The sequence below is a fragment of the Rhizobium oryzicola genome, assembly GCF_030504645.1.
GTDB lineage: Bacteria > Pseudomonadota > Alphaproteobacteria > Rhizobiales > Rhizobiaceae > Neorhizobium > Neorhizobium oryzicola.
Window position 1 is genome coordinate 1,274,407 of sequence record NZ_JAUKWQ010000001.1, and the last position, 23,676, is coordinate 1,298,082.

Sequence of the window (23,676 nt, forward strand, 5' to 3'; positions counted from 1 at the left end):
TCCGGAACGGATGGGAGCCCATCGATAGCATGGTCGTCGTCACCTTGCATTACGCCTTCGGGCAGTCGGTCACCGGTGTGTAATCCTTGCTGCCATCGGCTTTGAAGACGGCGGGGTTCTGCTCGTAGAACGGTCCGACCACGATCGGCTTGGCCGGCAGGATGCTCTGGTCGAAATCGGAGGTGATCCTGGCGCTGAGCGTCTGCAACACCTCGTCCTCGCGGCTCATCACCCGCACGGTCACCGTATAGGGCCGGCCTTCGCGCACGCATTGCAGCGGTGGGCTTTCCAGCACGATCTTGTCGATGGCCGGATGCAGCGCCTCCTTGGTGATGAGCGGTGCGCCGCCCTGCGGATCCTCGTATTCGGCAACCGCCACCGCTCCCTCGGGGAACGTGCTGAGACGCCGCAACGTCACCAGATATTTCGCCGTCGAAACCCGGTAGTTGAAGACGAAGATATGGCCGGTGAATTCCACAATGGATTGCTCATGCTCCCGCTGGCAGCCCGTCAGCAAAAGTGTGACACAAAGCATGCCAAGACTTCTGAAAAAGCTGGTGCCAGACGATTTACTGCGAAGCATCAAGCCCCCTCTCCCCGCGTGCGGGGAGAGGGCTGGGGTGAGGGGCAACAAGCGGCTACGATCTCGATGATTTCCGCCCCTCATCCCGCTGCCGCGACCTTCTCCCCGTTTCAACGGGGAGAAGGAAAATTGCCGCACCGTCTTGCTCCGAATTTTAAGGCCGGGGTTTGTTAACAAGTTGAATCCAGCGGCGAGCGTGCCCATCCCAAAAGCCCTCATGGCTCTTCCCCTTTCGTCTTTCGGTAGTGGCGCGCCGCCTTGGTGCGGTTGCCGCAGACGGCCATGTCGCACCAGATGCGGCTGCGGTTCTTGCTGCGGTCGATAAACAGCCAGCCGCAATGGCCGCAGATCTTCAGTCTCTCGCTTTCCACTTCCGCCAGCAGGCGGATCGCGGAATGCACCGTAGCCGCCTCCAGGCTGTCCGGTTCTGGCGACAGGCGCAGAAGCTCTGCCGCCTTGGCCAGAAGATCCGCCAGCAGCAACGGCTCCGATCTGCCTTCGGTTCGAGCCCGGAAGTGGCGGTCGATCGCCTCGCGTAGCGCCAGAAAGGCGGAGCGGTTCTCCACCTTCACCGGCGTCAATGAGCCAAACAGGCTTCGCTCGGCGCTAAAGCTTTGAGCGGCCTGCGGGAAGGCGGAAAGATTTTCATCCTGCTCAAAGCGATCGAGGCTTTGGCTCGGATCAAAGCGCAGGATCACGCTGTTGGCGACATCCAGCGCCAGCGCGCCACCGGCAAAACGATGTGGGGTCCAGGAAAAGTTCATTCTGTCATTATAACTGGTAAAAGCAATATTGCCAGTTATAATGCGCATGGGAGGTTCTATGGTCTATTTCCTGCAGCAACTGGCAAATGCGGTGCCGCTGGCGATGCTCTACGCCACATTGTCCTTTGGCTATGTGCTGGCTTTTGCGGTGACAAAGCGGGCGGATATCGCCTATGGCGCGTTGTTCGCTTTCTCCGGCCATATCTTCCTGCTGGGCGCGCATACGGGCTGGAACCTGCTGTGGCTGACCTTTCCCGCCGCGCTTGCCTTCGGTGGCGCGATATCCATGCTGGCGACGGTCAGTGGCGGAATGCTGTTCGCGCGCTATGTGATGCTGCGGCTGGAGCGCGCCTCACCCAATGCGCTGATCGTCGCGACGCTCGGCGCGCTTCTGGTCATGATGGAGGGCGCGCGCATCGCGTCAGGTACCCGGGAGCTTTGGCTGCCGCCCTTTCTCAACGACAAGCTTGTCCTGATTCTGCTGGAGGGAACGCCCGTCACACTCACGCTGATCCAGCTGATCAATGTGTTTGTGATGGGAGCGTTACTCGCCGGGGGAACGCTGGTTCTCGACCGCACGTCCTGGGGTAATCGCTGGCGGGCGGTGGCGGATGATGCGCTCGCGGCGGAACTCTGCGGCGTCAGTGCCCGCACGGTCTTCATCATGGCCTATGGCGCGGCGGCACTCATCGCCAGCTTTGCCGGCATTGTCTCGACTGCCTATTTCGGTACCATGGATTTCGGCGCTGGACTTCTGTTCGGTCTGAAATGCATCCTGATTGCCGCCGCCGGCGGTCATGCGCATCCCCTTCGTTCGGCAGCCGGTGCCGCCGTCGTCGGCTTTGCCGAAACCTTCTTGGCCGGCTACGGCCCACTGGTCTGGCGGGAACTGCTGATCTTTTCCGCGCTGGTGGCGCTGCTCGTCGTCAGCCGCCGCGAGCGGGTGATTCCGTGATCTTGGACCACCGGTCGCGGGCGCTGTCGTCGGCATCCTTGGCCGGAACCCAGCCGCGAGCCTCGCCGCTGGCGGCATGTTCCTTTTTCCAGAAGGGGGCGGAGGTCTTCAAAAAATCCATGACGAAATTGGCGCCGTCGAAGGCCGCCTGACGGTGCGGCGAAGCGGCGATGACGAGAACGATATTCTCGCCCGGAGCGATCTTGCCGTAGCGATGGATGGCCGTCAGGCCCTGCAGCGAGAAGCGCTCGATCGCGAGCTCCGCGATGCGGCGCATTTCCGCTTCTGCCATGCCGGGATAATGTTCGAGTTCGAGAGCGGAGAGAGCTCCGCCTTCATCGCGGCAGAGGCCGGAAAATGTCACGACAGCGCCGATATCCGTGCGACCGGCGGTCAGCTTGTCGACTTCCTTCTGGAGGTCGAAATCTTCGCTCTGGACGCGAATGGTGGGGGTGAGGGACATGGTCATGCTGCCGGGCCATATGCTGGTTTGCCGGAGACGGTAACAATTGTGTCCGGAGTGAAAACCCCTCCCCAACCCCTCCCCACAGGTGGGAGGGGCTTAACCCGCTGCACCCTTGATGCCCAGATTGGGCCGAGGCGGTGCCGCGAGTCGTCTCCCCCCTTGTGGGGGAGATGGCCGGCAGGCCAGAGGGGGTGTGTCTGAGCCGCAACGCACATGTCCTCATCCACCCGTCATGGGCGGAAAGATGCCGATCTCGCGGGCGCCGGCAATCGGCTCGTCATGCTCGGCATGCTCCTGATTGATGGCAACGCGGATGACGTTTTCGTGCTGCAGGGCGGTTTCATATTCCTCGCCCAGCGTTTTCAGATGCGCCAAAAGATCGGCGACGGTCACCACCGTTTCCGGCAGGTCCAGTTCCTCTTCCGGCTTGTCCAGGCGTTCACGCACCCAGGCGAAATAGACGAGCTTCACCTTCATTCGGCATCCACCACATGTTTGAGGCCGGCGCGGAAATAGTCATAGCCGGTATAGATTGTCAGCACCGCGGCGACCCAGAGAAGCGTGATGCCGAGGGCCGTCGTATAGAGCCCGAACGCATCGCCGGCTGGGCCTGCGAGAAGAAAGGCGATGGCGACCATCTGCAGCGTCGTCTTCCATTTGGCGATGCGCGTCACCGGCACCGCCACCTTCAGTTCCGCCAGATATTCGCGCAGGCCGGAAACCAGAATTTCGCGGCAGAGAATGGTGATGGCAGCCCAGAGCGACCAGCCGGCAATCGTGCCGTCCGCCGCCATCAACAGCAGCACGGAGGCGACCAGCAGCTTGTCGGCGATCGGGTCCAGCATGCGGCCAATATTGGAGGTCTGGTTCCAGATGCGCGCGAGATAGCCATCGAGATAGTCGGTGATCGAGGCGACGATGAAGATGCCGAGCGCAGTCCAGCGGGCAAAATCGGAGCTTTCCAGACGTCCCTCGACAAAGAAACAGGCCACCACGACAGGCACGGCAATGATGCGCGCATAGGTCAGAAGGTTCGGGATGTTATATGCGCGCGATGCCATGGGGACCCTGTATGCCTGTGCCTTGTCCTTAGTTGCTATCTCGAAGGCGAGGCGTCAACTCACCTTGCGCTGATTTTTGTCCGCTCTGCGGCATCACCGCAGTTTGGTAGATTCAACCTGCACGATTCTCGTGAAAGTGATTGTAGATCTGTTTTGCGACGGCCTCAGAAATACCCTCTACGGTCATCAAATCGTTGATCCCGGCGCGTGACACGGCCTTGGCGGTGCCGAAATGCTGCAGCAGCGCCCGCTTGCGAGTCGGTCCGATGCCGGAAATCTCGTCGAGAGGATTCTTCACCATCTCCTTCTTGCGGCGTGCCCGGTGCGATCCGATCGCAAAGCGATGCGCTTCGTCGCGCAGGCGCTGGATGAAGTAGAGAACCGGATCACGCGGCGGCAATGAGAAGTCGCTGCGCCCATCGGCAAAGAAGCGTTCCCGGCCCGCGTCACGGTCGACGCCCTTGGCGACGCCGATGGCGGTCACCACCTCGCGGATGCCAAGCTCGTCCAGAATGCCGCGCACGGCCGTCATCTGGCCCTGACCACCGTCGATCAGGATCACGTCTGGCCAGGCCGGGAAGCCCGCATCCACGGCCTCTTCGGCCGTCGGCTGCGCGCTGCGGTCGGGCAGGCCTTCTTCCTTCAGCAGGCGGGAGAAACGGCGGGTCATGACCTCGCGCATCATGCCAAAATCGTCGCCGGGGGTGATGTCCGTCGATTTGATGTTGAACTTGCGATACTGGCCTTTGACGAAACCTTCCGGCCCCGCCACCACCATGCCGCCGACGGCATTGGTGCCCATGATATGCGAGTTGTCGTAGATCTCGATGCGGCGCGGTATGTAGGACAAGCCAAAGGTTTCGGCGAGGCCTTTCAGCAACCGCTCTTGCGACGCGGTTTCCGCCAGCTTGCGGCCATGCGCCTCGCGGGCGTTTGCCAGCACATGGTCGGTCAGATCCTTCTTTTCGCCGCGTTGCGGCACCTGGATCGCGACCTTGTAACCCGCTTTTTCCGAAAGCGCCTGCGCCAGCAGATCCTGCTCCTCGACGGTTTCGGAGAGAAGGATCTGCCGTGGCACCGGCTTATCGTCATAGAACTGCGCCAGGAAGGCGTTCAGCACTTCCGACCCGGTCAGCTGCGGATCGGCCTTAGGAAAATAGGCCTGGTTGCCCCAATTCTGACCGGCGCGGAAGAAGAACACCTGAATGCAGGTGAGGCCGCCTTCGTGGTGGATGGCGAAGACATCCGCCTCTTCCACGCCAGCCGGGTTGATGCCCTGATGGCTCTGCACATGGGAGAGCGCTGCCAGACGGTCGCGGTAGACAGCGGCGCGCTCGAAATCCAGATCCTCGGCGGCTTCGCCCATCTGGGCGGCAATCGCTTCCTTCACCTTCTGGCTGCGACCGGAAAGAAAATCCTTCGCCTCCTGAACCAGTTCCGCATAATCCGCATCGGAAATCTCGTGGGTGCAGGGACCGGAACAGCGCTTGATCTGGTAGAGCAGGCAGGGGCGGGTGCGGGCCTCGAACACGCTGTCGGTGCAGGTGCGCAACAGAAAGGCCCGCTGCAGCGAATTAATGGTGCGGCCAACCGCACTGGCCGAAGCAAATGGGCCGAAATACTCCCCCTTGCGGGCACGCGCGCCGCGGTGCTTGTAGATCGCCGGTGCGCGGTGGTCGCCGGTTAACATGATATAGGGGAAGCTCTTGTCGTCGCGCAGCAGCACGTTGAAGCGCGGGCGCAGACGCTTGATGAGGTTGGCTTCCAGCAGCAGCGCTTCCGTTTCCGTCCGCGTGGTGACGAATTCCATCTGCGTGGTTTCGCGCACCATCTTCGACAGACGGTTGGAATGCACGCGCCCCTGCGCGTAGTTCGTGACGCGCTTCTTGAGGCTGCGCGCCTTGCCCACATAGAGCACGTCGCCCGCCTCGTTGAACATGCGGTAGACGCCCGGGGCATTCGGCAGGTGCTTGACGAATTCCGCGATCAGTTCGGCGCCCTTCAGGCCGTTCTCGTTCTGCCAGCCCGCATGCCATTCGACGCCGGCAAGCGAACGCGCCGCGTCGCCTTCGGGGGGAAGGACGTCGTCGTCGTCATCATCTGATTCGTCATAGAGAACGCCGCCGTCAGGCAGTTTCGTTCCATTCATTCAATGATCTCCGCCACATCAGGCGTTTCCCAGGCCAGATGCTGGCCTCCGTCTAGGGCTATCATTTGGCCCGTGATGGACGGAGTGTCAAAAAGAAATCGGATGGTGCGACCGAATTCGTCATGTCCCGGACCGCGCTTCAGGGGCAGGCCGGCAATCTGTCTGGCAAAATCCTCAGGCGCCTGCCGTTCGCTCTTGAAGGAGGGGCCGGGACCGATGGCATTGACGCGAACGCGCGGCGCATAGGCCTGCGCGAGCGTCTGGGTCGCGGTCCAGAGCGCCGCTTTCGAAAGTGTATAAGAATAGAATTGCGGCGTGAGCTTCCAGACCCGCTGGTCGATGATGTTGACGATCAATCCATCCAGGTCGGCCGGAAGCTGGCGCAGCAGTGCTGCGGAAAGAATAGAAGGCGCCCGAAGATGGATGGCAAAGTGCCGATCAAAGGTGAGGGGATCGAACGTCTCCGCCGTGTCATTGAGGAAGAGGGAGGCATTGTTGATGAGGCCGGTGACGGGGCCAAGGATGGCGGAGGCGCGATCAATCAGGCCGTCAACCTCCGCTGTATTGAGAAGATCGGCCTGAAGCGCCACGGCGCGATGTCCTTCGGCCCTCAGGGAGGAGGCGAGAGACTCGGCCTCGCCCATGGAGCCATTGGCGTGAATGGCAACAGCGTGGCCGTGGCGGGCAAGATCCTCCACAATCGCGCGACCCATGCGTTTTGCGCCGCCAGTGACAAGTACCGTTTGGGATGCAGACAATTTTAATCAAACCTTGGCTGAGAGAATGACTTGGCAGAACCTGATGTAATCCTGTTACGGAAGGTTCAAGGGGGTGGATCGTTAACCACCAAGGTTTTTGCTTATTTCGCGATATTGAAATTATCACAGGATTGTGAGAAGTATTATTTTAATAATTCTCGGTTTAACCTTTAAGTAAGATTAATGAAATACATGTTGCGCGCAAGCAACATCCAATTTTGGCCACTGCGTTGCCACAATCAATTCACAATTCGGTACTTTCAATTCCTCAATTGCCCACCAAATTCCTGGTCAACGAGCAGGGAATGAATGCCGCGACTTTTGTTGGCACACGGCGCTCCCGGCACGGTATTGAAAAGGAGAAAAGTATGCGTACTCTCATCGCGACCTTGATGGTCTCTGCCGCAAGCCTGGTTGCCGTTTCCGCACAGGCCGCAGACGCGGTTACCCAGGTTCCGGAAGCTCCGGCTGCTGTCGATGCACCGGCTCCGGCCGCTAACTGGTCCGGTATCTATCTCGGTGGCTACGGCGCCTATGACTTCGGCAAGTTCAAGGGTGGCGTTGCTCACACCAATGCTGACGGCTGGGGCGGTGGCGTTTACGGCGGCTACAACTGGCAGAGCGGCCAGATCGTCTACGGTGTCGAAGGCGACATCGGCTACAACAAGCAGAAGGGCGCTGCTGGCGATGGCCTGACGGGCGAAGAAAAGATCAACGGCTCTGTCCGTGGCCGTATCGGTTACGACCTGAACCCCTTCCTGATCTACGGTACGGCCGGTCTGGCCGTTGGCAATCATGAAGTCTCCGGCCCGAACGGCTCGGACTCCAAGACCGCTGTTGGCTACACGGTTGGTGCGGGTGTTGAAACCTTCATCACCAACAACATTACGGCTCGCGTCGAATATCGTTACACCGACTACCAGGACAAGAACTACAACATCGGCGGCGCCAGCGTTTCGCGCGGCTTCGATGACCAGTCTGTCAAGGTTGGTATCGGCGTCAAGTTCTGATCCGCGTATTCTGGATCGCGAAAAAGCCGGGGGGAAACCTCCGGCTTTTTTGTTGCGTCATGATTTGATGCCGGTGCGCTGCTTGCTGTGAGTGTTCAACGTTCATTTTACCCCCCTCTGGCCTGCCGGCCATCTCCCCCACACGGGGGGAGATCATTTGGCGCGCCGTTTCGCTGCCCATTGAGCTTCCGTTGACTGCTCTGTTCAACGTGCCTGATGTAGCTAGCGGGTGACCGTTCTGCCGATCTCCCCCCGTGTGGGGGAGATGGCCGGCAGGCCAGAGGGGGGTGCCAGCGATTGACCGGAGCGAAGCTTAAAAATGATAGGGCGACAACAGCTTGTCGCCGATCAACCCTGCCAATCGCTCACCCCGCCGATTTCATGCTGTCGTAATCGGCAAACACCTTGGCGAATTTTTCCGGCCAGGCGGAAAGGTTCGGGCGGCCATCGGCCCATTGGCCGGCAAAGCGCAGTTCCAGATAGCCGATGAGAGCGGCCAGTGCGAAGTGGCCGCCATTGAGCTTCTTCGTCTTTGGCAGGTTGTTTTCCAGATAGTCGAGGCCGCGCACCACCTTCGACCACTGCTTGTCGATCCAGCCTTGATGGATCTTCTCTTCCGGGCGGAAGCGACGCTCGTAGATGATGGCGAGCAGGCAGTCGGTGATGCCGTCGCACAGCGCTTCCAGCACTTCCGCTTCGGTCCGCTTCTCGTCCTTCTTCGGATAGAGCTTTCCGCCCGATTGCCGGTCGAGATAGTGCATGATGGCGACGCTGTCATAGATCGGCGTTTCACCCTCACGGATCAGAACCGGGATCTTGCCGAGCGGATTATTGTCGATCAGTTCCGGCGGCTCCGCATTGGTGTCTGTGCGGATATCCTCAATATCGAGGCCGACGTGGCGGGCAGCCATGCGGCACTTGGCGGAATAGGGCGAGGCGGGGGAATAGAGCAGTTTCAGGATAGGTCTCCATCGAAGCGAGGCAGATTGAGAGCTGCAGGATAACGCTTCGCAGACGATCTGTCATTGAGACGCCCTTCGATTTAGACGGTATTTTATGGCGCTGAAAATCGGCCATTCGCCTATGCATTAGCGCTTTGCAGGCAGCGTCAACTCGCCGTTGCAGCCGCGATCCCGCATGCCCGGGCACGCCAGGAATTTGAGGTCCTTGCTGAGGCAGATGCGCACTTCCTGTAGGCTCCGTTTGTTGCACTGAAGCGAAATACCATCCGCTTCCAGACCGGCGTTTACATCCAGGAATGCCTTTTCCAGCTTTGCTGCATCGGTCTTCTGGATCGCTTTGACCTGCTGATAGGCCTCCGGCACGGTGATGGCCTTGTAGGCTGCCTGTACTGTGTTGAAGTAGTCGGCCTGGCTGAGGCCAGAGCATGTCCCATGCTTGTCCCATTCATGCTCGATCAGCTTGCTGGATGGCATGATGGGCAAGACCTGCTCGCGCACGGTCGCGGCTACGTCGCGCGGTTGGCTCACCTTGCAATCCTGCGGCCAGTAATGGCCGTTGGCATCGGCCTTGGCATATTGCGGCCAAAGCCCGTGCACGATGAAGGCGTAATGCTTGTCCAACCCGCATTGCTCGTCGGTGGGAGATACATTCTTCCCGTTCAGGCAAAAGGTTGGCGACCAGGACAGCGCAAGAACGTAGTAGTCGAACTGCCCTGCGGTTCCGTCAGCCGAAGCCGGCGTACCAAAAGCCCCCGCCAGCATTGCGATTGACGCTGCTAAAAATCTCAATGCTCTCATAGCCCAATCCCCTAAACCAATTGCAACCTAAGGTGTGAAGCCGAGATCTTTTTTGGAAGCTTTGTCAATGGTCGCGCTTAAACGAAGGGTTGACACGTATTACGTCCCGGCTGGTGCGCCTGTGCAGCTACCGGTAGAAATTGTGTCGTCATTTTATTGCATAGTCAACGTCTTCACGGCGGAATATCAGTGTCACAACTGCATTTAATGTGGTGATAGTTATGAAGTAAGTAAAAGTAAAATAAAATCCAACAAACAAAACGGAAAGTTCGGAACTCATTATTTTTCTAAATAAATAGTTCGGAAAATCTCCGAATTCGATATCATGGTATGTGAGATAATATATTATAAAAATCAAAATAAATACACATAAAATCATCTTCTTAACAACGGTTTTGTCATGATAAGACTTAAAATATGATCCATTAACAGATTTTCGATTGTATAAGGAGCAGAATGTGAATGCCAATACGAGCAAGATTAATGCAATGTATGACGATTCAAGTGCCAATTTAAATCTGTACCCTAAATCGGGCTCTATTTTTTCGAAGTACAAAATATCTTTCGTTCTTGATTTTCCTAATACGAAATCAAATATTGTCATGCTATATATAAATTTAACGATGCAAGCCGGGGAAAATAAGCAAAATAGGCAAATTATAGATTCCAAAATTGCGAAAAAATACAAAAGGCCTCTTGTTAAGGAAACAAGAGGCTTGGATATTTCGTCTGTTTCAGGATATTTGTATTTTCTATATTCAAAAATCATTGAACGTACCGGATTTTAAAAGACTGTCATTTATTTGCATTCTATTTTCGGAAACACCCACTCACACATAGATTTGCAATCTGCGACGTCAAACCTCAGGGCTGCGAAGTCAATCATCCTCATCCGACACCTCCTCTCCACGCAGCCAGAAGGTGCGGGTGGACGCGTAACGGTCCTGCGCCAGAATATCCTTGAGCACTGGAAGAGCGCGGTGAAGCTCGTCCTTCAGGGTGAAGGGCGGATTGACGATGATGAGACCGGAACCCGACAGACCCGTCGCGTCACGGTCGCTCTTCACCGAAAGCTCTGTGCATAGCATTTTCGGAATGTCCGCTTCCTTCAGCGCCTCGTGGAATTCCTTGATCGGCGCGCCCTTCTTCAGCGGATACCAGAGGCAATAGGTGCCGCCCGGAAAGCGGCGATAGGCGGTGATCAGGCCCTTCACGAGCCGCTCATATTCGCCTTCGATCTCGAAGGGCGGATCGACCAGCACGATGCCGCGCTTTTCCTTCGGCGGCAGATGCGCGCCCAGCGACAGCCAGCCATCGAGTTCGGTCACGCGCACCCGGAAATCGCCCTCAAACAGGCGGGACAGGCGAAGATAATCCTCCGGGTGCAGTTCCATTGCCGCCAGCCGGTCCTGCGGGCGAAACAGCATGCGGGCAAGCTTGGGCGAGCCGGGATAGCGGGTGATCTCGCCCTTGGGGTTGAGTTCGCGCACGGCATCCAGATAGGGCTTCAGGATCTCTGCCGCCTGCGGCTCCAGCTCTGCGTCCAGCAGACGCCCGATGCCGTCGCGCCATTCGCCGGTCTTCTGCGCTTCTTCCGACGACAGATCGTAGAGGCCGATACCGGCATGCGTATCCAGCACGCGAAACGCCTTGTCCTTCTTCTGCATGTAGCGGATCAGCAGCGCCAGCACCGCGTGCTTCAGGACATCGGCGAAATTGCCTGCGTGATAGATGTGCCGGTAGTTCATCTCGAAACCTGCTGGGATGCTTGAATTGATTTGATGCAACGCAAAAGGCGCTTTTTGCCGCGTCCCGCATGTCCTATAGGAAAGGTATGAACGTTGCGACCCCGATCACCCTGAAAAACACCACCGGACACACTGTCTGTCCGCATGACTGTCCCTCCGCCTGTGCGCTGGAAGTCGACCTGACGCTCGATGGCCGCATTGGCCGCGTGCGCGGCGCCAATGCCAACACCTACACGGCAGGCGTCATCTGCGCCAAGGTCGCCCGCTATGCGGAGCGGCTTTATCATCCCGAGCGGCTGCTGACGCCGAAGCGCCGCAAAGGTGCGAAAGGCGAGGGCGCTTGGCAGGATATTTCTTGGGATGCGGCGCTGGATGAGATTGCCGAGGCCTTCGTGAAGGCGGAAGCAGCCCATGGCAGCGAGGCGGTCTGGCCTTACTTTTACGCCGGCACCATGGGGCAGGTGCAGCGCGATTCCATCGAGCGGCTGCGGCATGCCAAGCGCTATTCGGGCTTTTTCGATTCGATATGCACCAACATGGCCTGGACAGGCTATGTGCTGGGCACCGGGGCTTTACGTGGTCCCGATCCGCGCGAGATGGCGAAATCCGATTGCGTGGTGATCTGGGGTACGAACCCGGTCGCGACCCAGGTCAATGTCATGACCCATGCGGTGAAGGCGCGCAAGGAGCGCGGCGCGAAGATCGTTGTCGTCGATATCTATGACAGCCCGACGATGAAGCAGGCGGATGTAAAGATCATCCTGAAGCCCGGCACCGATGCAGCGCTTGCCTGCGCAATCATGCATGTCGCCTTCCGCGATGGCTATGCCGACCGCGAATACATGGCGAAGTTTGCCGACGATCCAGCCGGGCTCGAAGCGCATCTTCAGGCGAAGACGCCGGAATGGGCCTCTGCCATTACCGGGCTCTCGGTCGAGGAAATCGAGGCCTTCGCACGCCTCGTCGGCACGACCAAGAAGACCTTCTTCCGCTTGGGCTATGGTTTCACCCGCCAGCGCAACGGCACGGTTTCCATGCATGCGGCGCTCTCCATCGCGACCGTGCTTGGCTCGTGGCAGTATGAGGGCGGTGGCGCTTTCCACAACAATGGCGGGATCTATAAGCTCGACAAGCGCGAGCTGATGGGCACGGCCTTTGTGGACCCGGATATCCGCATGCTGGACCAGTCCCAGATCAGCCGCGTGCTGACGGGCGACCCGGTGGCGCTACGCCATCGCGGACCGGTAACCGCGCTGCTGATCCAGAACACCAACCCCATGAATATCGCGCCGGAACAGCGTCTGGTTCGTCAGGGTTTCCTGCGCGACGATCTGTTCGTGGCGGTGCATGAGCAGTTCATGACCGATACGGCCAAGATGGCCGATATCGTCCTGCCAGCCACCATGTTCGTGGAGCATGATGATCTCTATCGTGGCGGTGGCCACAATCACATTCTGCTGGGTCCGAAACTGGTTGAGCCGCCGGAGACGGTGCGCACCAATCTCTTCGTCATCGAGGAACTGGCAAAGCGCCTCGGGGTCGACCACTATCCAGGTTTCGGTCTCTCGGAGCGCGAACACATCGACCGTATGCTCACGCCGAACGGCTACCCCGGCTATGAGCAACTGCTGGTCGACAAGTGGATCGACTGCCAGCCCGGTTTTGAGGAAGCCCATTACTTGAACGGCTTCGGCTATCCCGATGGCAAATTCCGCTTCAAGCCGGATTGGGCAAATGGCCCGTCACCCAACAAGACGCCCGCAAGCATCGGTCCGCTCGGTCCGCATGCGGAACTGCCTGTATTCCCCGACCAGGTGAACGTTATCGAAGTGGCCGATGCCGAGCATCCCTTCCGGCTGGCGACCTCGCCGGCGCGCAACTTCCTGAACTCCACCTTCGCCGAGACCAAGACCTCGCGCGAGAAGGAGGGACGGCCCGAGGTGATGGTGCATCCCGATGATGCGAGCGCCTATGGGCTTGAGGATGGTGAGATCGTGCGTGTCGGCAACCGGCGAGGAGACTTGCGCATTCACGTGAAGATCGCGGCAACCGCGCGGCGCGGCGTGTTGATTGCCGAAGGGCTGTGGCCGAACGGTGCGCATCTGGATGGCGAGGGCATCAATGTCCTGACCGGCGCCGATCCGGTCGCGCCCTATGGGGGCGCTGCCGTGCACGACAACCGGGTCTGGCTGAGGAAAGCGTAAGGCATGACATCTGAGAAGCGGGCGGAGATCGCAATCGTCGAGGAGAAGCTGCTTTCCGATAACTGGTATCACCTGCACAAGGTGTCTTACGACTACACCGGCCGCAATGGCCGCACGGAGCGGATGAGCCGCGAGGTCTATGACCGCGGCAATGGCGCGACCATCCTGCTCTATGATCCGAAGCGCGATGTCGTGGTGCTGGTGCGCCAGTTCCGCATGCCGGCCTACAAGAACGGCCATGACGGCTTCCTGATCGAGACGCCTGCCGGTCTGCTGGATGGCGAGCACCCGGAGGAGGCGATCCGCCGCGAAGCCATCGAGGAAACCGGCTATCAGGTGCGCGATGTGCGCTTTCTCTTCAAATGCTTCATGTCTCCCGGCGCGGTGACGGAGATCATCCATTTCTTCGCGGCCATCATCGATACCGCTGATCGTGTCTCTGAAGGCGGTGGTCTGGACGAGGAGAACGAGGATATCGAGGTGCTGGAAGTTCCGCTGGGCGAGGCACTCTCGATGATCGACAGCGGCGAGATCTGCGATTGCAAGACCATCATGCTCTTGCAATGGGCTGCCTTGAACCGCGCCAAGCTGGGTTGAAATAGGTGGCCCCCCTCTGGTCTGCCGACCATCTCCCCCACACGGGGGGAGATCATCAGAACGGCTGCCCGCTCGTACCCTCGCCATAGTTAAGTAGCGCGCCTGATCGCTGATCCGTGACGAGGATGGGACGGCTCCACGAGTGGATCTCCCCCGTGTGGGGAGATCCCGGCAGGGCAGAGGGGGGTAACCCGAACACTAAGCGCAGGCCTTCACATGGTTGCCGGCATCAACACCCTTGCCATTCCGAACAATATACATTATATTATTTCATATAATAAATACTGTTCGGGCACTCTCAAGTTATGCCCCCTGGAGACGATCATGAAGATGACGCGGATCAATGACCGGCTGACGGTCGCCGACCAACCCATGGCCGATGACATCGCGTCCGCAGCGGCGCAAGGCTTCTGCACGCTGATCAACCTTCGGCCAGATGCGGAGGAGGGTGCTCTCGGAACCCGCGCTGAAGCGCGCCATGCCGGTGACGCCGGGCTCGCCTATCATTTCACTCCCGTCACCATGGACGAGCTCACGGATGCCGATGTCGAAGCCTTCGGCTCAGCGCTCGCCTCTGCCAAATCGCCGGTGCTGGCCCATTGCAAAAGCGGCTTGCGGGCCGTCTCGCTGTTTGCTCTTTCGGAAGTGCTTGCCGGTCGCATGAAGGCGGATGATGTTCTTTCCTTCGGCCAGCAGCATGGCTTCGATCTCACCTCCGCCGCCCGCTGGCTGCAGCGCCGCGCCGCATACTCCCCCTTGGTCAAGGGCTTCTTCGATCCCCGCACCTGGAGTGTCCAGTATGTGGTGAGCGATCCGGAAACCCGGCACTGCGCGATCATTGATCCCGTCCTCGACTATGATGAGAAGTCCGGCCAGACCTCGACCCAGAATGCCGATCGCATCCTCGCCTATGTCGCGGAGCAGGGGCTGACAGTTCAATGGATCCTCGACACGCATCCGCATGCGGACCATTTTTCCGCCGCCCAGTATCTCAAGGAAAAGACCGGAGCGCCGACGGCGATCGGGGATCACGTCGTGGACGTTCAATCTCTATGGAAGGGCATCTATAACTGGCCGGACTTGAAAACGGACGGTTCGCAATGGGACCGGCTGTTTCCACCGGGCGAGACGTTCAAGCTCGGCAATATCGAGGCGAAGGTCATGTTTTCGCCGGGCCACACACTGGCCTCGATCACCTATGTGATCGGTGATGCCGCCTTTATTCACGACACCATGTTCATGCCGGATAGCGGCACGGCGCGCGCGGATTTTCCGGGCGGCAGCGCCAAGGCCCTCTGGAATTCCATCCAGGACATTCTGGCCCTGCCGGATGAGACGAGGCTTTTCACCGGCCATGATTACCAGCCATCCGGTCGCAATCCGCGCTGGGAAAGCACGGTCGCCATCCAAAAGCGGAAAAACCCGCATCTGGCCGGTGTCGAGGAAGCAGCCTTCGTGGAACTGCGGCGGGCGCGTGACCGCACGCTGCCCATGCCGAAGCTGATCCTGCATGCGCTGCAGGTCAACGTACGTGGTGGTCGCCTGCCGGAGCCGGAGGAGAACGGTCGCCGCTATCTGAAAATTCCTCTCAATGCGCTGGAAGGTGCCACATGGTAGACAGCAAGACGATGCCGAAATTGCCGATCACCATGAGCCCCCGGGTGATGGAGGCCAAGGCAAACGAGGTGGCAGGGCACCTGAAGACGCTTGCCCATCCGGTGCGGCTGATGCTCGTCTGCGCGTTGGTGCAGCGTGAGCATTCGGTGGGCGAGCTGGAGGAGCGGCTGGATGTGCACCAGCCGACACTTTCCCAGCAATTGGGCGTGTTGCGCGAAGCCGATATCGTCGAGACCAGACGGGATGGCAAGCAGATCTATTACAAGCTGACGGAAGCAAAAACCGCCCAGCTCATCGCCGCGCTCTTCACCATCTTCTGCGCGGAAGACATGCCGTCATGAGCCCGTATCTGCAATCCCTGGCCGGCGGCGGGCTGATCGGGCTTTCCGCCATCCTCTACCTCATCCTCACAGGCCGCATTGCTGGAATCAGCGGCATTTTCGGACGGTTGGTGCAGGGATCAAGTGCGGCTCTGAATGGGGCCTTTGTCGTTGGTTTGGTTCTCGGACCGATGATCTACCGCGCTGGCTTCGGCAGCTGGCCGGTCGTCACCATCACAGCCTCTCTGCCGCTCGTGATTGTTGCCGGGCTGCTCGTTGGCATCGGCTCACGCATGGGCTCCGGCTGCACCAGTGGCCACGGCGTGTTGGGGCTTGCGCGGCTTTCACCCCGCTCGATGGCTGCCGTCGCCACCTTCCTGGCAACAGGCATGCTGACTGTCACGCTCCTGAGAGGCAGCCTATGAAAACCACGGTGCAACAGATCGGCGCGGCCCTCTTCTGCGGCGCTCTCTTCGGCTTTGGCCTGTCGCTTTCCGGCATGCTGGACCCGGCACGAGTGCAAGGCTTTCTGGACATCTTCGGCGCCTGGGACCCGAGCCTGATCTTCGTGCTGGGCGGTGCGGTGACGGTCGCCTTTGCTGGAATGGGCTTGGTGCGCCGCATGGGCCATCCTGTTTTTGCCGATAGTTTTCAGTTACCCACCAAGACGAAGGTCGACATGCCGCTGATCCTCGGCTCCGCTCTATTCGGGATCGGCTGGGGGCTTGGCGGTTTCTGTCCTGGTCCGGCACTGGCAAGTCTTTCCCTAGGCTACGGCACAGTGGCGATTTTTGTCGTGACCATGGCGGTGGGCATGATCCTGCACGACCGTCTGCTGGCGGGACGGCTCTCATGATCGAACATGTGCTGGCGGCGGTGGGATCGGGCGGATTGGTGGGGTTCACGCTGGGCCTTCTGGGCGGCGGAGGTTCCATCCTTGCAACGCCGCTTTTGCTTTACGTCGTGGGCGTGGCTGAGCCGCATATCGCCATCGGTACCGGCGCTTTGGCGGTTGCGGTCAATGCCTTCGCCAACTTCATCAACCACGCCCTCAAGGGGCATGTCCGCTGGCGTTGCGGACTGGTGTTTTCTGTCTTCGGTGTTCTCGGCGCTTTTGGTGGCTCATCGCTCGGCAAGGCGATCGATGGCTCTAAATTGTTGTTTTTCTTCGGTCTGATCATGATCGTGGTGGGCTTGCTGATGCTGCGCCCGCGCAAGACCGTCACGGTCGCGCCGCCGCCGGACAGTCTGCGTATGTGTGCCATCACGGCTGCGACAGCGGTTCTGGCGGGTGCTGCCTCCGGCTTCTTCGGCATCGGCGGCGGGTTCCTCATCGTGCCTGCGCTGATCTTCGCGACGAGCATGCCGATGCTGAGCGCCGTTGGTACATCCTTGATGGCGGTGACAGCTTTCGGATTGACGACAGCGGTCAACTACTCCCTGTCCGGTCTTGTGGATTGGGCCCTAGCGGGAGAATTCATTTTAGGCGGTGTGCTGGGCGGTATCGTCGGTACATTGACATGCACGCATTTGTCCGGGCGCAAGGATACGCTGACCCGCATCTTCGCGGGCGTTATCTTCCTGGTCGCGGCCTATGTGATCTATCGCAGCTTGGGTGCGATGGCGGTTTGAGCGTCAGATGCTGATCAGGTGCGAGGCAGCGCTGACCTGTACGCCGTCCCGCTCCACCTTGCCATCGCCGGTCATGCGGATCTTGCCTTCCGCAAAGAGCTTTAGCGCCAGCGGATAGGTCTTGTGTTCGACGGTCAGCACGCGGGCGGCAAGCGTATCCGCTGTGTCACCCGGCAGAACAGGAACAACCGACTGCGCCACGACAGGACCTTCGTCCATGCCCTCGGTGACGAAATGCACCGTGCAGCCGGAAACCCGCATGCCGGCATCCAGCGCACGCTGGTGCGTGTGCAGGCCCGGAAACAGCGGCAAGAGGGAAGGGTGGATATTGAGGATGCGGCCCTCATAGGGACGGATGAACTCAGCCGTCAGCAGGCGCATATAACCCGCAAGGCAGACGATATCAGGCTTCAGGCTGGCAAGGGCTGCGAGAACCGCTGCTTCATGCTCTGCCTTGGACGCATAATCCTTCCGCTCGAAGGCGAAGGTGGCGATGCCGCGGGCCTCTGCCTTGGCAAGTCCGCCCGCCGTCTTCTTGTCCGAGATCACGCCGACGATCTCTGCCGGAAAATCGCTCGCGGCGCAGGCATCCGCCAGCGCCACCATGTTGGAGCCGCTGCCCGAAATGAGGACGACGACGCGCTTGCGGGCCTCGCTCATAGGGCAAGCGTGCCCTTGTAAACGGTGCCGGCGCCATTTTCAGGACGCGTAATCATGCGGCCGAGCGGCACGACGATCTCGCCCTCGGCGGTCAGCGCGTCGGTGACGGCTTGAACGTTCTCAGCCGCGACGACCGCGATCATTCCGACGCCGCAGTTGAAGGTGCGCAGCATTTCGTTGGCCACGACACCGCCGGTCTTGGCGAGCCACGAGAAGACGGGCGGAACGGGAATGCTGTCGAGATCGATTTCAGCCGCCAGATGATCGGGCAGAACGCGCGGAATATTATCCGGGAAACCGCCGCCGGTGATATGCGCCAGCGCCTTGATGGCGGAGGTTTCGCGGATCGCCTTCAGCAGCGGCTTCACATAAATACGTGTCGGGGTCAGTAGCGCTTCGCCAAGTGTCTTGCCTTCGGCAAAGGGTGCCGCATCATCCCAGGAAAGGCCCGAGACGGAGACGATCTTGCGCACCAGCGAGAAGCCGTTGGAGTGAACGCCAGACGAGGTGAGGCCGAGAATGACATCGCCTTCCGCAATATCGCCCGTTGGCAGCAGCTGGCCGCGTTCGGCTGCACCCACGGCAAAGCCGGCAAGGTCATAATCGCCATCGCGGTACATGCCGGGCATTTCAGCCGTCTCGCCGCCGATCAAAGCGCAGCCCGCCTGACGGCAGCCATCGGCAATGCCGAGAACGATGGCAGCACCCTGTTCGGGGTTCAGCTTGCCGGTCGCGAAATAGTCGAGAAAGAAAAGCGGTTCGGCGCCCTGAACGACCAGATCGTTGACGCACATGGCGACGAGATCGATGCCGACGGTGTCATGGCGATTGGCATCGATCGCAATCTTCAGCTTGGTGCCGACGCCGTCATTGGCGGCCACCAGAACCGGATCCGTAAAACCTGCGGCCTTCAGATCGAACAAACCGCCGAAGCCGCCGATTTCGCCATCAGCGCCGGGGCGGCGGGTGGAGCGCACGGCGGGCTTGATCTTTTCCACCATCAGATTGCCGGCGTCGATATCCACGCCTGCGTCGCTATAGGTGAGACCGTTCTTGCCTGCTTCACTCATCGCCCGTCTCCGATGGTCCTTGGAAGCGGTCGCCATGGCATGATGCGCCGCCAGATGCAAGCGGCAGACCGCATCGAGCCCGGTTTTCCAAGCTGTTCAGATCACATTCCTGCACACTGATGCAAGCCTTGACCTATCGCAGTGCCCCCGGCATATCCCATCAGGAACATGCGAATGTCGAAAGGGACGAGCCATGGCCTATCATGTCAGCGGTGCAAGCCTCCGGCGCTATCTCCTTTTCTGGGTCGGCGCGCTGGTCGTCTTCATCATCTTTCTGCTCGCCTTCCGCACCATTCTTCTGCCCTTCGTCGCCGGCATGGCGCTGGCTTATTTTCTCGATCCGGTGGCAGACTGGCTGGAACGCCGTGGTCTCTCGCGCCTCATGGCAACGGTCGTCATTCTCATCAGCTTCGTCCTGATGTTTGCGCTTGCGCTGATGCTGGTCATCCCGCTGATCGTCAGTCAGTTCAACGATTTCGCCAAGAGCCTGCCGAACTACATCTCGCAGCTGCAGCAGCTGATCGCGAGCCCGGAAAACTCCTTCCTGCCCCACTGGATGGCCACTCAGGTGCAGGCGGCGAAGGAGAACTTTTCGAGCGTGATGTCGGAAGGCGCTGGCTTCCTCGGCACGCTGCTCAGCCAGTTGTGGAGTTCTGGCAAGGCGGTCGTCGACATCATCTCGCTGTTTGTCGTCACACCGGTTGTTGCTTTCTACATCCTGCTCGACTGGGACCGCATGGTGGAAAAAGTCGATAGCTGGATCCCGCGCGATCAGGTGGCGACTGTGCGCCAGCTGGCGCGAGAGATGGACCGTGCCGTCTCCGGTTTCATTCGTGGGCAGGGATCGCTCTGCCTCATCCTCGGCATCTATTATGCTGTCGGCCTCTCCATCGTCGGCCTGAATTTCGGCCTGCTGATCGGCTTCGTCTCGGGCATGATCAGCTTCATTCCCTATATCGGTTCGCTGGTTGGGTTGGTTCTCTCGGTCGGCGTGGCGCTGATGCAGTTCTGGCCGGATTACCCCTGGGTGATTGCCGTCGTCTGCGTCTTCTTCACGGGCCAGTTCATCGAGGGTAATATCCTGCAGCCGAAACTCGTCGGCTCCAGCGTCGGCCTGCATCCGGTATGGCTCATGTTTGCGCTTCTCGCCTTCGGTGCCATGTTCGGCTTTGTCGGGCTGCTGGTGGCGGTGCCGGCTGCCTCCATGATCGGCGTGCTTGTTCGCTTCGCCCTGACGCGGTATCTTCAAAGCGACATCTATTTCGGCCACTCCGCCACTTTGCCTTGGGATGACAGGCAGAGCGTGCAGCCAAAGGCCCTGGAAGAACCATCGACCAAAGAATGACAGACAATTTCGCCAAGCCGAAGTGGCAGCGCCCGGAGCAGCTGCCGCTGGAACTTTCCCATTCTGCCGCCACCGGTCGTGAGGACCTGCTCGTGGGCGAACCTATCACGGCTGCCCTGTCGCTGATCGATGCCTGGCCCGCATGGCCTTCACCCGTTGTGGTGCTGACGGGGCCTGCCGGTTCAGGCAAGTCGCATCTTGCCGATATCTGGCGCTCGCTCGCCCATGCGACCGACATCCATCCAAAACATGGCGAGGATGCCGCGCTTGCGGCGGCTGCCGGCCCGGTTCTGTTCGAGGATGCGGACCGCAACGGTTTTGACGACAACGAGCTTTTCCATGTCATCAACAGCGTGCGGGAAAACCGCACCAGCCTGCTGATGACGGCCCGGCTGTGGCCCATGTCCTGGCCTGTTACATTGCCGGATCTGCGCTCGCGTCTCAAGGCTGTGACGGTCGTGGAAATCGGCGAGCCGGACGAGGACCTCTTGGCGCAGGTGATCGTCAAGCTGTTTGCCGACCGACAGCTGGCGATCGATGAGAAGCTGGTTGGCTATATCGTTGCGCGCATGGAGCGGTCGCTGGCGGCAGCCCAAGGCGTGGTGGACCAATTGGACCGGCTGGCGCTCTCACGCGGAACACGTATCACACGGTCGCTGGCCGCCGAGGTATTGACCAGTTTTGCGGGTGCGCCGGACGAGGAAGATGACGACGATTGACTGTCACAGTTCCGTCGTCGAAACGTTATAGGCGAATTTGGATGAGCGAAGGGGGATCAGCCATGGATCAAATCACCGAAACACAAGAAGCGCCATCCATGTCGTCCATCGAACTGACCGACCTGATGAACAGCCCTGAGCGCTTCATCAACCGCGAATTTTCCTGGCTGCAGTTCAATCGCAGGGTTCTCGAGGAAACGCTGAATACCGCCCACCCGCTTCTGGAGCGTGTGCGCTTCCTGTCGATCTCTGCAGCTAACCTTGATGAATTCTTCATGGTCCGCGTGGCAGGTCTCGAAGGTCAGGTACGCCAGAGCATTGTCATCCGCAGTCCTGATGGAAAGACCCCCGCGGAACAGCTGGACGACATCCTGAAGGAGATAGACAATCTGCAGATGGAGCAGCAGGCCTCGCTGGCTGTGCTGCAGCAGTATCTCGCCAAGGACGATATCCTGATCGTGCGTCCGGCCGCCCTCACGGATGAGGATCGGCAATGGCTGGCCTCCTCCTTCGAGGACAATCTGTTCCCGATCCTGACCCCGCTTTCCATCGATCCGGCCCACCCATTCCCCTTCATTCCCAATCTCGGCTTCTCCATGGGACTGCAGTTGGACAGCAAGCTGGGTCGCGAGCCGATGACCGGCCTCTTGCGCCTGCCGCCGACGCTCGATCGCTTCATCCGCTTGCCGGATGACGGCGTGACCATCCGCTACATCACGTTGGAAGATGTCGTGTCGATGTTCATCGACCGGCTGTTCCCTGGCTACGAGGTCAAGGGCGCCGGCACCTTCCGCATTATCAGAGACAGCGATATCGAAGTGGAAGAAGAGGCGGAAGATCTCGTTCGCTTCTTCGAAACCGCGCTGAAGCGCCGCCGCCGCGGCAAGGTCATCCGTATCGAAACGGATTCGGAAATGCCGGCCTCACTGCGCCAGTTCGTGGTGCAGGAACTCGGCGTGCCGGATAATCGCGTTGCGGTTCTGCCAGGCCTGCTGGCGCTCAACACCTTGTCTGAAATCGCCAAGGCGCCACGCGACGATCTGCGCTTCGAGCCCTACAATGCCCGCTTCCCGGAGCGCGTTCGCGAACATGCCGGCGATTGCCTGGCCGCCATCCGCGAAAAGGACATGGTGGTTCACCACCCCTATGAGAGCTTCGACGTCGTCGTGCAGTTCCTGCTGCAGGCGGCGCGCGACCCTGATGTTCTCGCAATCAAGCAGACGCTCTATCGCACCTCGAATGACAGCCCGATCGTCCGTGCGCTCATCGATGCCGCTGAGATGGGCAAATCCGTGACTGCGCTCGTGGAACTCAAGGCGCGCTTCGACGAAGAGGCCAACATCCGCTGGGCGCGAGACCTGGAGCGCGCCGGCGTGCAGGTGGTGTTCGGCTTCATCGAACTGAAGACGCATGCAAAGATGTCGATGGTCGTGCGCCGCGAGGACGGCAAGCTCAGGACCTACTGCCATCTCGGCACCGGCAACTATCACCCGGTCACCGCCAAGATCTATACGGACCTGTCCTTCTTCACCTGCAACCCCAAGATCGCCCACGACATGGCGAACGTGTTCAACTTCATCACCGGCTATGGCGAGCCGGAAGAAAGCATGAAGCTGGCGGTTTCGCCCTATACGTTGCGTCCGCGCATCCTCAAGCACATCGCGGAAGAGATCGAGCATGCGCGCGCTGGTCGCCCGGCGGCGATCTGGATGAAGATGAACTCGCTGGTCGACCCTGAGATCATCGACGCCCTTTATCGCGCCAGCCAGGCCGGCGTGGAAGTCGATCTCGTGGTGCGCGGCATCTGCTGCCTGCGTCCGCAGGTGCCGGGTCTGTCGGATAATATCCGCGTCAAGTCCATCGTCGGGCGCTTCCTGGAGCATAGCCGCATCTTCTGCTTCGGCAACGGGTACGGATTGCCCTCCGAAAATGCGCTGGTTTATATCGGCTCCGCAGACATGATGCCGCGTAATCTCGACCGCCGCGTGGAAACACTGGTGCCTTTGCTTAACCCTACTGTGCATGAGCAGGTTCTGTCGCAGATCATGCTGGGCAACCTGATTGACAACCAGCAGAGCTACGAGATATTGCCCGACGGTACGTCGCGCCGGATGGAGGTTCGCAAAGGCGAGGAACCTTTCAACGCGCAACACTATTTTATGACCAACCCAAGCCTTTCGGGGCGTGGGGAAGCTCTGAAATCGAGTGCGCCGAAACTGATCGCGGGCATTGTCTCGGGTCGCAAGAAATAGTGACGA

At 59.7% G+C, this 23,676-nt stretch carries 25 protein-coding genes; 13 read left to right on the top strand and 12 right to left on the bottom strand.

Features of this window, described 5'->3' with window-relative positions; genetic code table 11:
* Positions 1-49 precede the first annotated feature (49 nt).
* Positions 50-583: a hypothetical protein gene (locus tag Q2T52_RS06335; RefSeq protein WP_302075803.1), complete on the bottom strand. Its 534-nt coding sequence runs from the start codon at positions 581-583 to the stop codon at positions 50-52.
* Between the two features lie 215 nt (positions 584-798).
* Entirely contained in the window at positions 799-1,347 is a 549-nt protein-coding gene (locus tag Q2T52_RS06340; protein ID WP_302075804.1) for a CGNR zinc finger domain-containing protein, read from the bottom strand.
* 58 nt (positions 1,348-1,405) lie between these two features.
* On the opposite strand from Q2T52_RS06340, the gene Q2T52_RS06345 reads away from it, so the two are divergent.
* The gene (locus tag Q2T52_RS06345) at positions 1,406-2,302 is read left to right on the top strand and encodes a branched-chain amino acid ABC transporter permease (protein ID WP_302075805.1); all 897 of its coding nucleotides are present in this window, start codon (positions 1,406-1,408) and stop codon (positions 2,300-2,302) included.
* Here the strand turns inward: Q2T52_RS06345 and Q2T52_RS06350 are convergent.
* The 5 genes from Q2T52_RS06350 to Q2T52_RS06370 form a co-directional block, all read right to left on the bottom strand.
* A complete protein-coding gene (locus Q2T52_RS06350) occupies positions 2,274-2,765 on the bottom strand; it encodes a molybdenum cofactor biosynthesis protein MoaE (protein WP_302075806.1) in 492 nt (163 codons plus the stop codon). The genes Q2T52_RS06345 and Q2T52_RS06350 overlap by 29 nt on opposite strands.
* A 222-nt stretch (positions 2,766-2,987) precedes the next feature.
* Positions 2,988-3,245 (bottom strand): molybdopterin converting factor subunit 1, encoded by a 258-nt coding sequence (gene moaD / locus Q2T52_RS06355; protein WP_302075807.1) that lies wholly within the window; start codon positions 3,243-3,245, stop codon positions 2,988-2,990.
* Entirely contained in the window at positions 3,242-3,829 is a 588-nt protein-coding gene (gene pgsA, locus Q2T52_RS06360; RefSeq protein ID WP_302075808.1) for a CDP-diacylglycerol--glycerol-3-phosphate 3-phosphatidyltransferase, read from the bottom strand. The genes moaD and pgsA overlap by 4 nt, the downstream gene beginning before the upstream one ends.
* Before the next feature lie 112 nt (positions 3,830-3,941).
* Entirely contained in the window at positions 3,942-5,978 is a 2,037-nt protein-coding gene (gene uvrC / locus Q2T52_RS06365; protein WP_302075809.1) for an excinuclease ABC subunit UvrC, read from the bottom strand.
* Positions 5,975-6,736, bottom strand: a complete 762-nt coding sequence (locus tag Q2T52_RS06370) for an SDR family oxidoreductase (protein WP_302075810.1) — start codon at positions 6,734-6,736, stop codon at positions 5,975-5,977. The genes uvrC and Q2T52_RS06370 overlap by 4 nt, the downstream gene beginning before the upstream one ends.
* 368 nt (positions 6,737-7,104) lie before the next feature.
* On the opposite strand from Q2T52_RS06370, the gene Q2T52_RS06375 reads away from it, so the two are divergent.
* Positions 7,105-7,746, top strand: coding sequence for an outer membrane protein (locus Q2T52_RS06375; RefSeq protein WP_302075811.1), 642 nt, complete (start codon positions 7,105-7,107; stop codon positions 7,744-7,746).
* A gap of 365 nt (positions 7,747-8,111) precedes the next feature.
* On the opposite strand, the gene Q2T52_RS06380 is transcribed toward Q2T52_RS06375, so the two are convergent.
* Positions 8,112-8,705: a glutathione S-transferase gene (locus Q2T52_RS06380; protein WP_302076055.1), complete on the bottom strand. Its 594-nt coding sequence runs from the start codon at positions 8,703-8,705 to the stop codon at positions 8,112-8,114.
* Between the two features lie 129 nt (positions 8,706-8,834).
* Positions 8,835-9,506: a ribonuclease T2 family protein gene (locus Q2T52_RS06385; protein ID WP_302075812.1), complete on the bottom strand. Its 672-nt coding sequence runs from the start codon at positions 9,504-9,506 to the stop codon at positions 8,835-8,837.
* A gap of 458 nt (positions 9,507-9,964) precedes the next feature.
* Here Q2T52_RS06385 and Q2T52_RS06390 point away from each other — a divergent pair, with 458 nt between their 5' ends.
* Complete coding sequence (locus Q2T52_RS06390; RefSeq protein ID WP_302075813.1) at positions 9,965-10,294, top strand: hypothetical protein; 330 nt, start codon at positions 9,965-9,967, stop codon at positions 10,292-10,294.
* A gap of 90 nt (positions 10,295-10,384) precedes the next feature.
* On the opposite strand, the gene Q2T52_RS06395 is transcribed toward Q2T52_RS06390, so the two are convergent.
* Positions 10,385-11,254: a 23S rRNA (adenine(2030)-N(6))-methyltransferase RlmJ gene (locus tag Q2T52_RS06395; RefSeq protein ID WP_302075814.1), complete on the bottom strand. Its 870-nt coding sequence runs from the start codon at positions 11,252-11,254 to the stop codon at positions 10,385-10,387.
* 86 nt (positions 11,255-11,340) lie between these two features.
* Here Q2T52_RS06395 and Q2T52_RS06400 point away from each other — a divergent pair, with 86 nt between their 5' ends.
* From Q2T52_RS06400 to Q2T52_RS06430, 7 genes are all read left to right on the top strand, one after another.
* Entirely contained in the window at positions 11,341-13,458 is a 2,118-nt protein-coding gene (locus Q2T52_RS06400) for a molybdopterin-containing oxidoreductase family protein (RefSeq protein ID WP_302075815.1), read from the top strand.
* A gap of 3 nt (positions 13,459-13,461) precedes the next feature.
* The gene (locus Q2T52_RS06405; RefSeq protein ID WP_302075816.1) at positions 13,462-14,055 is read left to right on the top strand and encodes an NUDIX domain-containing protein; all 594 of its coding nucleotides are present in this window, start codon (positions 13,462-13,464) and stop codon (positions 14,053-14,055) included.
* A 324-nt stretch (positions 14,056-14,379) separates the two neighbouring features.
* Positions 14,380-15,672: a bifunctional sulfur transferase/dioxygenase Blh gene (gene blh / locus Q2T52_RS06410; protein WP_302075817.1), complete on the top strand. Its 1,293-nt coding sequence runs from the start codon at positions 14,380-14,382 to the stop codon at positions 15,670-15,672.
* A complete protein-coding gene (gene bigR, locus Q2T52_RS06415) occupies positions 15,666-16,013 on the top strand; it encodes a sulfite-sensing transcriptional repressor BigR (protein ID WP_302075818.1) in 348 nt (115 codons plus the stop codon). The genes blh and bigR overlap by 7 nt, the downstream gene beginning before the upstream one ends.
* Complete coding sequence (locus tag Q2T52_RS06420; RefSeq protein WP_302075819.1) at positions 16,010-16,417, top strand: YeeE/YedE family protein; 408 nt, start codon at positions 16,010-16,012, stop codon at positions 16,415-16,417. Before bigR ends, Q2T52_RS06420 begins: the two co-directional genes overlap by 4 nt.
* A complete protein-coding gene (locus tag Q2T52_RS06425; protein ID WP_302075820.1) occupies positions 16,414-16,848 on the top strand; it encodes a YeeE/YedE family protein in 435 nt (144 codons plus the stop codon). Before Q2T52_RS06420 ends, Q2T52_RS06425 begins: the two co-directional genes overlap by 4 nt.
* Complete coding sequence (locus Q2T52_RS06430; protein WP_302075821.1) at positions 16,845-17,624, top strand: sulfite exporter TauE/SafE family protein; 780 nt, start codon at positions 16,845-16,847, stop codon at positions 17,622-17,624. Before Q2T52_RS06425 ends, Q2T52_RS06430 begins: the two co-directional genes overlap by 4 nt.
* A gap of 3 nt (positions 17,625-17,627) precedes the next feature.
* On the opposite strand, the gene purN is transcribed toward Q2T52_RS06430, so the two are convergent.
* Both purN and purM read right to left on the bottom strand, forming a co-directional pair.
* Positions 17,628-18,284 (bottom strand): phosphoribosylglycinamide formyltransferase, encoded by a 657-nt coding sequence (gene purN, locus Q2T52_RS06435; RefSeq protein WP_302075822.1) that lies wholly within the window; start codon positions 18,282-18,284, stop codon positions 17,628-17,630.
* Positions 18,281-19,354 (bottom strand): phosphoribosylformylglycinamidine cyclo-ligase, encoded by a 1,074-nt coding sequence (gene purM, locus Q2T52_RS06440; RefSeq protein WP_302075823.1) that lies wholly within the window; start codon positions 19,352-19,354, stop codon positions 18,281-18,283. The genes purN and purM overlap by 4 nt, the downstream gene beginning before the upstream one ends.
* 193 nt (positions 19,355-19,547) lie before the next feature.
* Here purM and Q2T52_RS06445 point away from each other — a divergent pair, with 193 nt between their 5' ends.
* The 3 genes from Q2T52_RS06445 (at position 19,548) to Q2T52_RS06455 (ending at position 23,670) form a co-directional block, all read left to right on the top strand.
* Entirely contained in the window at positions 19,548-20,699 is a 1,152-nt protein-coding gene (locus Q2T52_RS06445; protein ID WP_302075824.1) for an AI-2E family transporter, read from the top strand.
* Positions 20,696-21,418 carry a DnaA regulatory inactivator HdaA gene (gene hdaA, locus Q2T52_RS06450; RefSeq protein ID WP_302075825.1) on the top strand — a complete coding sequence of 241 codons (723 nt, stop codon included), beginning with the start codon at positions 20,696-20,698 and terminating at the stop codon, positions 21,416-21,418. Before Q2T52_RS06445 ends, hdaA begins: the two co-directional genes overlap by 4 nt.
* A gap of 62 nt (positions 21,419-21,480) precedes the next feature.
* Positions 21,481-23,670 (top strand): RNA degradosome polyphosphate kinase, encoded by a 2,190-nt coding sequence (locus Q2T52_RS06455; protein ID WP_302075826.1) that lies wholly within the window; start codon positions 21,481-21,483, stop codon positions 23,668-23,670.
* Positions 23,671-23,676 lie beyond the last annotated feature (6 nt).

Bases quoted from the DNA above. Each gene is read 5' to 3' on its own strand.
- blh (WP_302075817.1), top strand. From the start codon at position 14,380: ATGAAGATGACGCGGATCAATGACCGGCTGACGGTCGCCGACCAACCC.
- Q2T52_RS06340 (WP_302075804.1), bottom strand. From the start codon at position 1,347: ATGAACTTTTCCTGGACCCCACATCGTTTTGCCGGTGGCGCGCTGGCG.
- Q2T52_RS06350 (WP_302075806.1), bottom strand. From the start codon at position 2,765: ATGTCCCTCACCCCCACCATTCGCGTCCAGAGCGAAGATTTCGACCTC.
- Q2T52_RS06345 (WP_302075805.1), top strand. From the start codon at position 1,406: ATGGTCTATTTCCTGCAGCAACTGGCAAATGCGGTGCCGCTGGCGATG.
- moaD (WP_302075807.1), bottom strand. From the start codon at position 3,245: ATGAAGGTGAAGCTCGTCTATTTCGCCTGGGTGCGTGAACGCCTGGAC.
- Q2T52_RS06405 (WP_302075816.1), top strand. From the start codon at position 13,462: ATGACATCTGAGAAGCGGGCGGAGATCGCAATCGTCGAGGAGAAGCTG.
- Q2T52_RS06335 (WP_302075803.1), bottom strand. From the start codon at position 583: ATGCTTCGCAGTAAATCGTCTGGCACCAGCTTTTTCAGAAGTCTTGGC.
- purM (WP_302075823.1), bottom strand. From the start codon at position 19,354: ATGAGTGAAGCAGGCAAGAACGGTCTCACCTATAGCGACGCAGGCGTG.
- Q2T52_RS06430 (WP_302075821.1), top strand. From the start codon at position 16,845: ATGATCGAACATGTGCTGGCGGCGGTGGGATCGGGCGGATTGGTGGGG.
- hdaA (WP_302075825.1), top strand. From the start codon at position 20,696: ATGACAGACAATTTCGCCAAGCCGAAGTGGCAGCGCCCGGAGCAGCTG.
- Q2T52_RS06385 (WP_302075812.1), bottom strand. From the start codon at position 9,506: ATGAGAGCATTGAGATTTTTAGCAGCGTCAATCGCAATGCTGGCGGGG.
- pgsA (WP_302075808.1), bottom strand. From the start codon at position 3,829: ATGGCATCGCGCGCATATAACATCCCGAACCTTCTGACCTATGCGCGC.
- uvrC (WP_302075809.1), bottom strand. From the start codon at position 5,978: ATGAATGGAACGAAACTGCCTGACGGCGGCGTTCTCTATGACGAATCA.
- Q2T52_RS06400 (WP_302075815.1), top strand. From the start codon at position 11,341: ATGAACGTTGCGACCCCGATCACCCTGAAAAACACCACCGGACACACT.
- Q2T52_RS06425 (WP_302075820.1), top strand. From the start codon at position 16,414: ATGAAAACCACGGTGCAACAGATCGGCGCGGCCCTCTTCTGCGGCGCT.
- Q2T52_RS06395 (WP_302075814.1), bottom strand. From the start codon at position 11,254: ATGAACTACCGGCACATCTATCACGCAGGCAATTTCGCCGATGTCCTG.
- Q2T52_RS06455 (WP_302075826.1), top strand. From the start codon at position 21,481: ATGGATCAAATCACCGAAACACAAGAAGCGCCATCCATGTCGTCCATC.
- bigR (WP_302075818.1), top strand. From the start codon at position 15,666: ATGGTAGACAGCAAGACGATGCCGAAATTGCCGATCACCATGAGCCCC.
- Q2T52_RS06420 (WP_302075819.1), top strand. From the start codon at position 16,010: ATGAGCCCGTATCTGCAATCCCTGGCCGGCGGCGGGCTGATCGGGCTT.
- Q2T52_RS06375 (WP_302075811.1), top strand. From the start codon at position 7,105: ATGCGTACTCTCATCGCGACCTTGATGGTCTCTGCCGCAAGCCTGGTT.
- purN (WP_302075822.1), bottom strand. From the start codon at position 18,284: ATGAGCGAGGCCCGCAAGCGCGTCGTCGTCCTCATTTCGGGCAGCGGC.
- Q2T52_RS06445 (WP_302075824.1), top strand. From the start codon at position 19,548: ATGGCCTATCATGTCAGCGGTGCAAGCCTCCGGCGCTATCTCCTTTTC.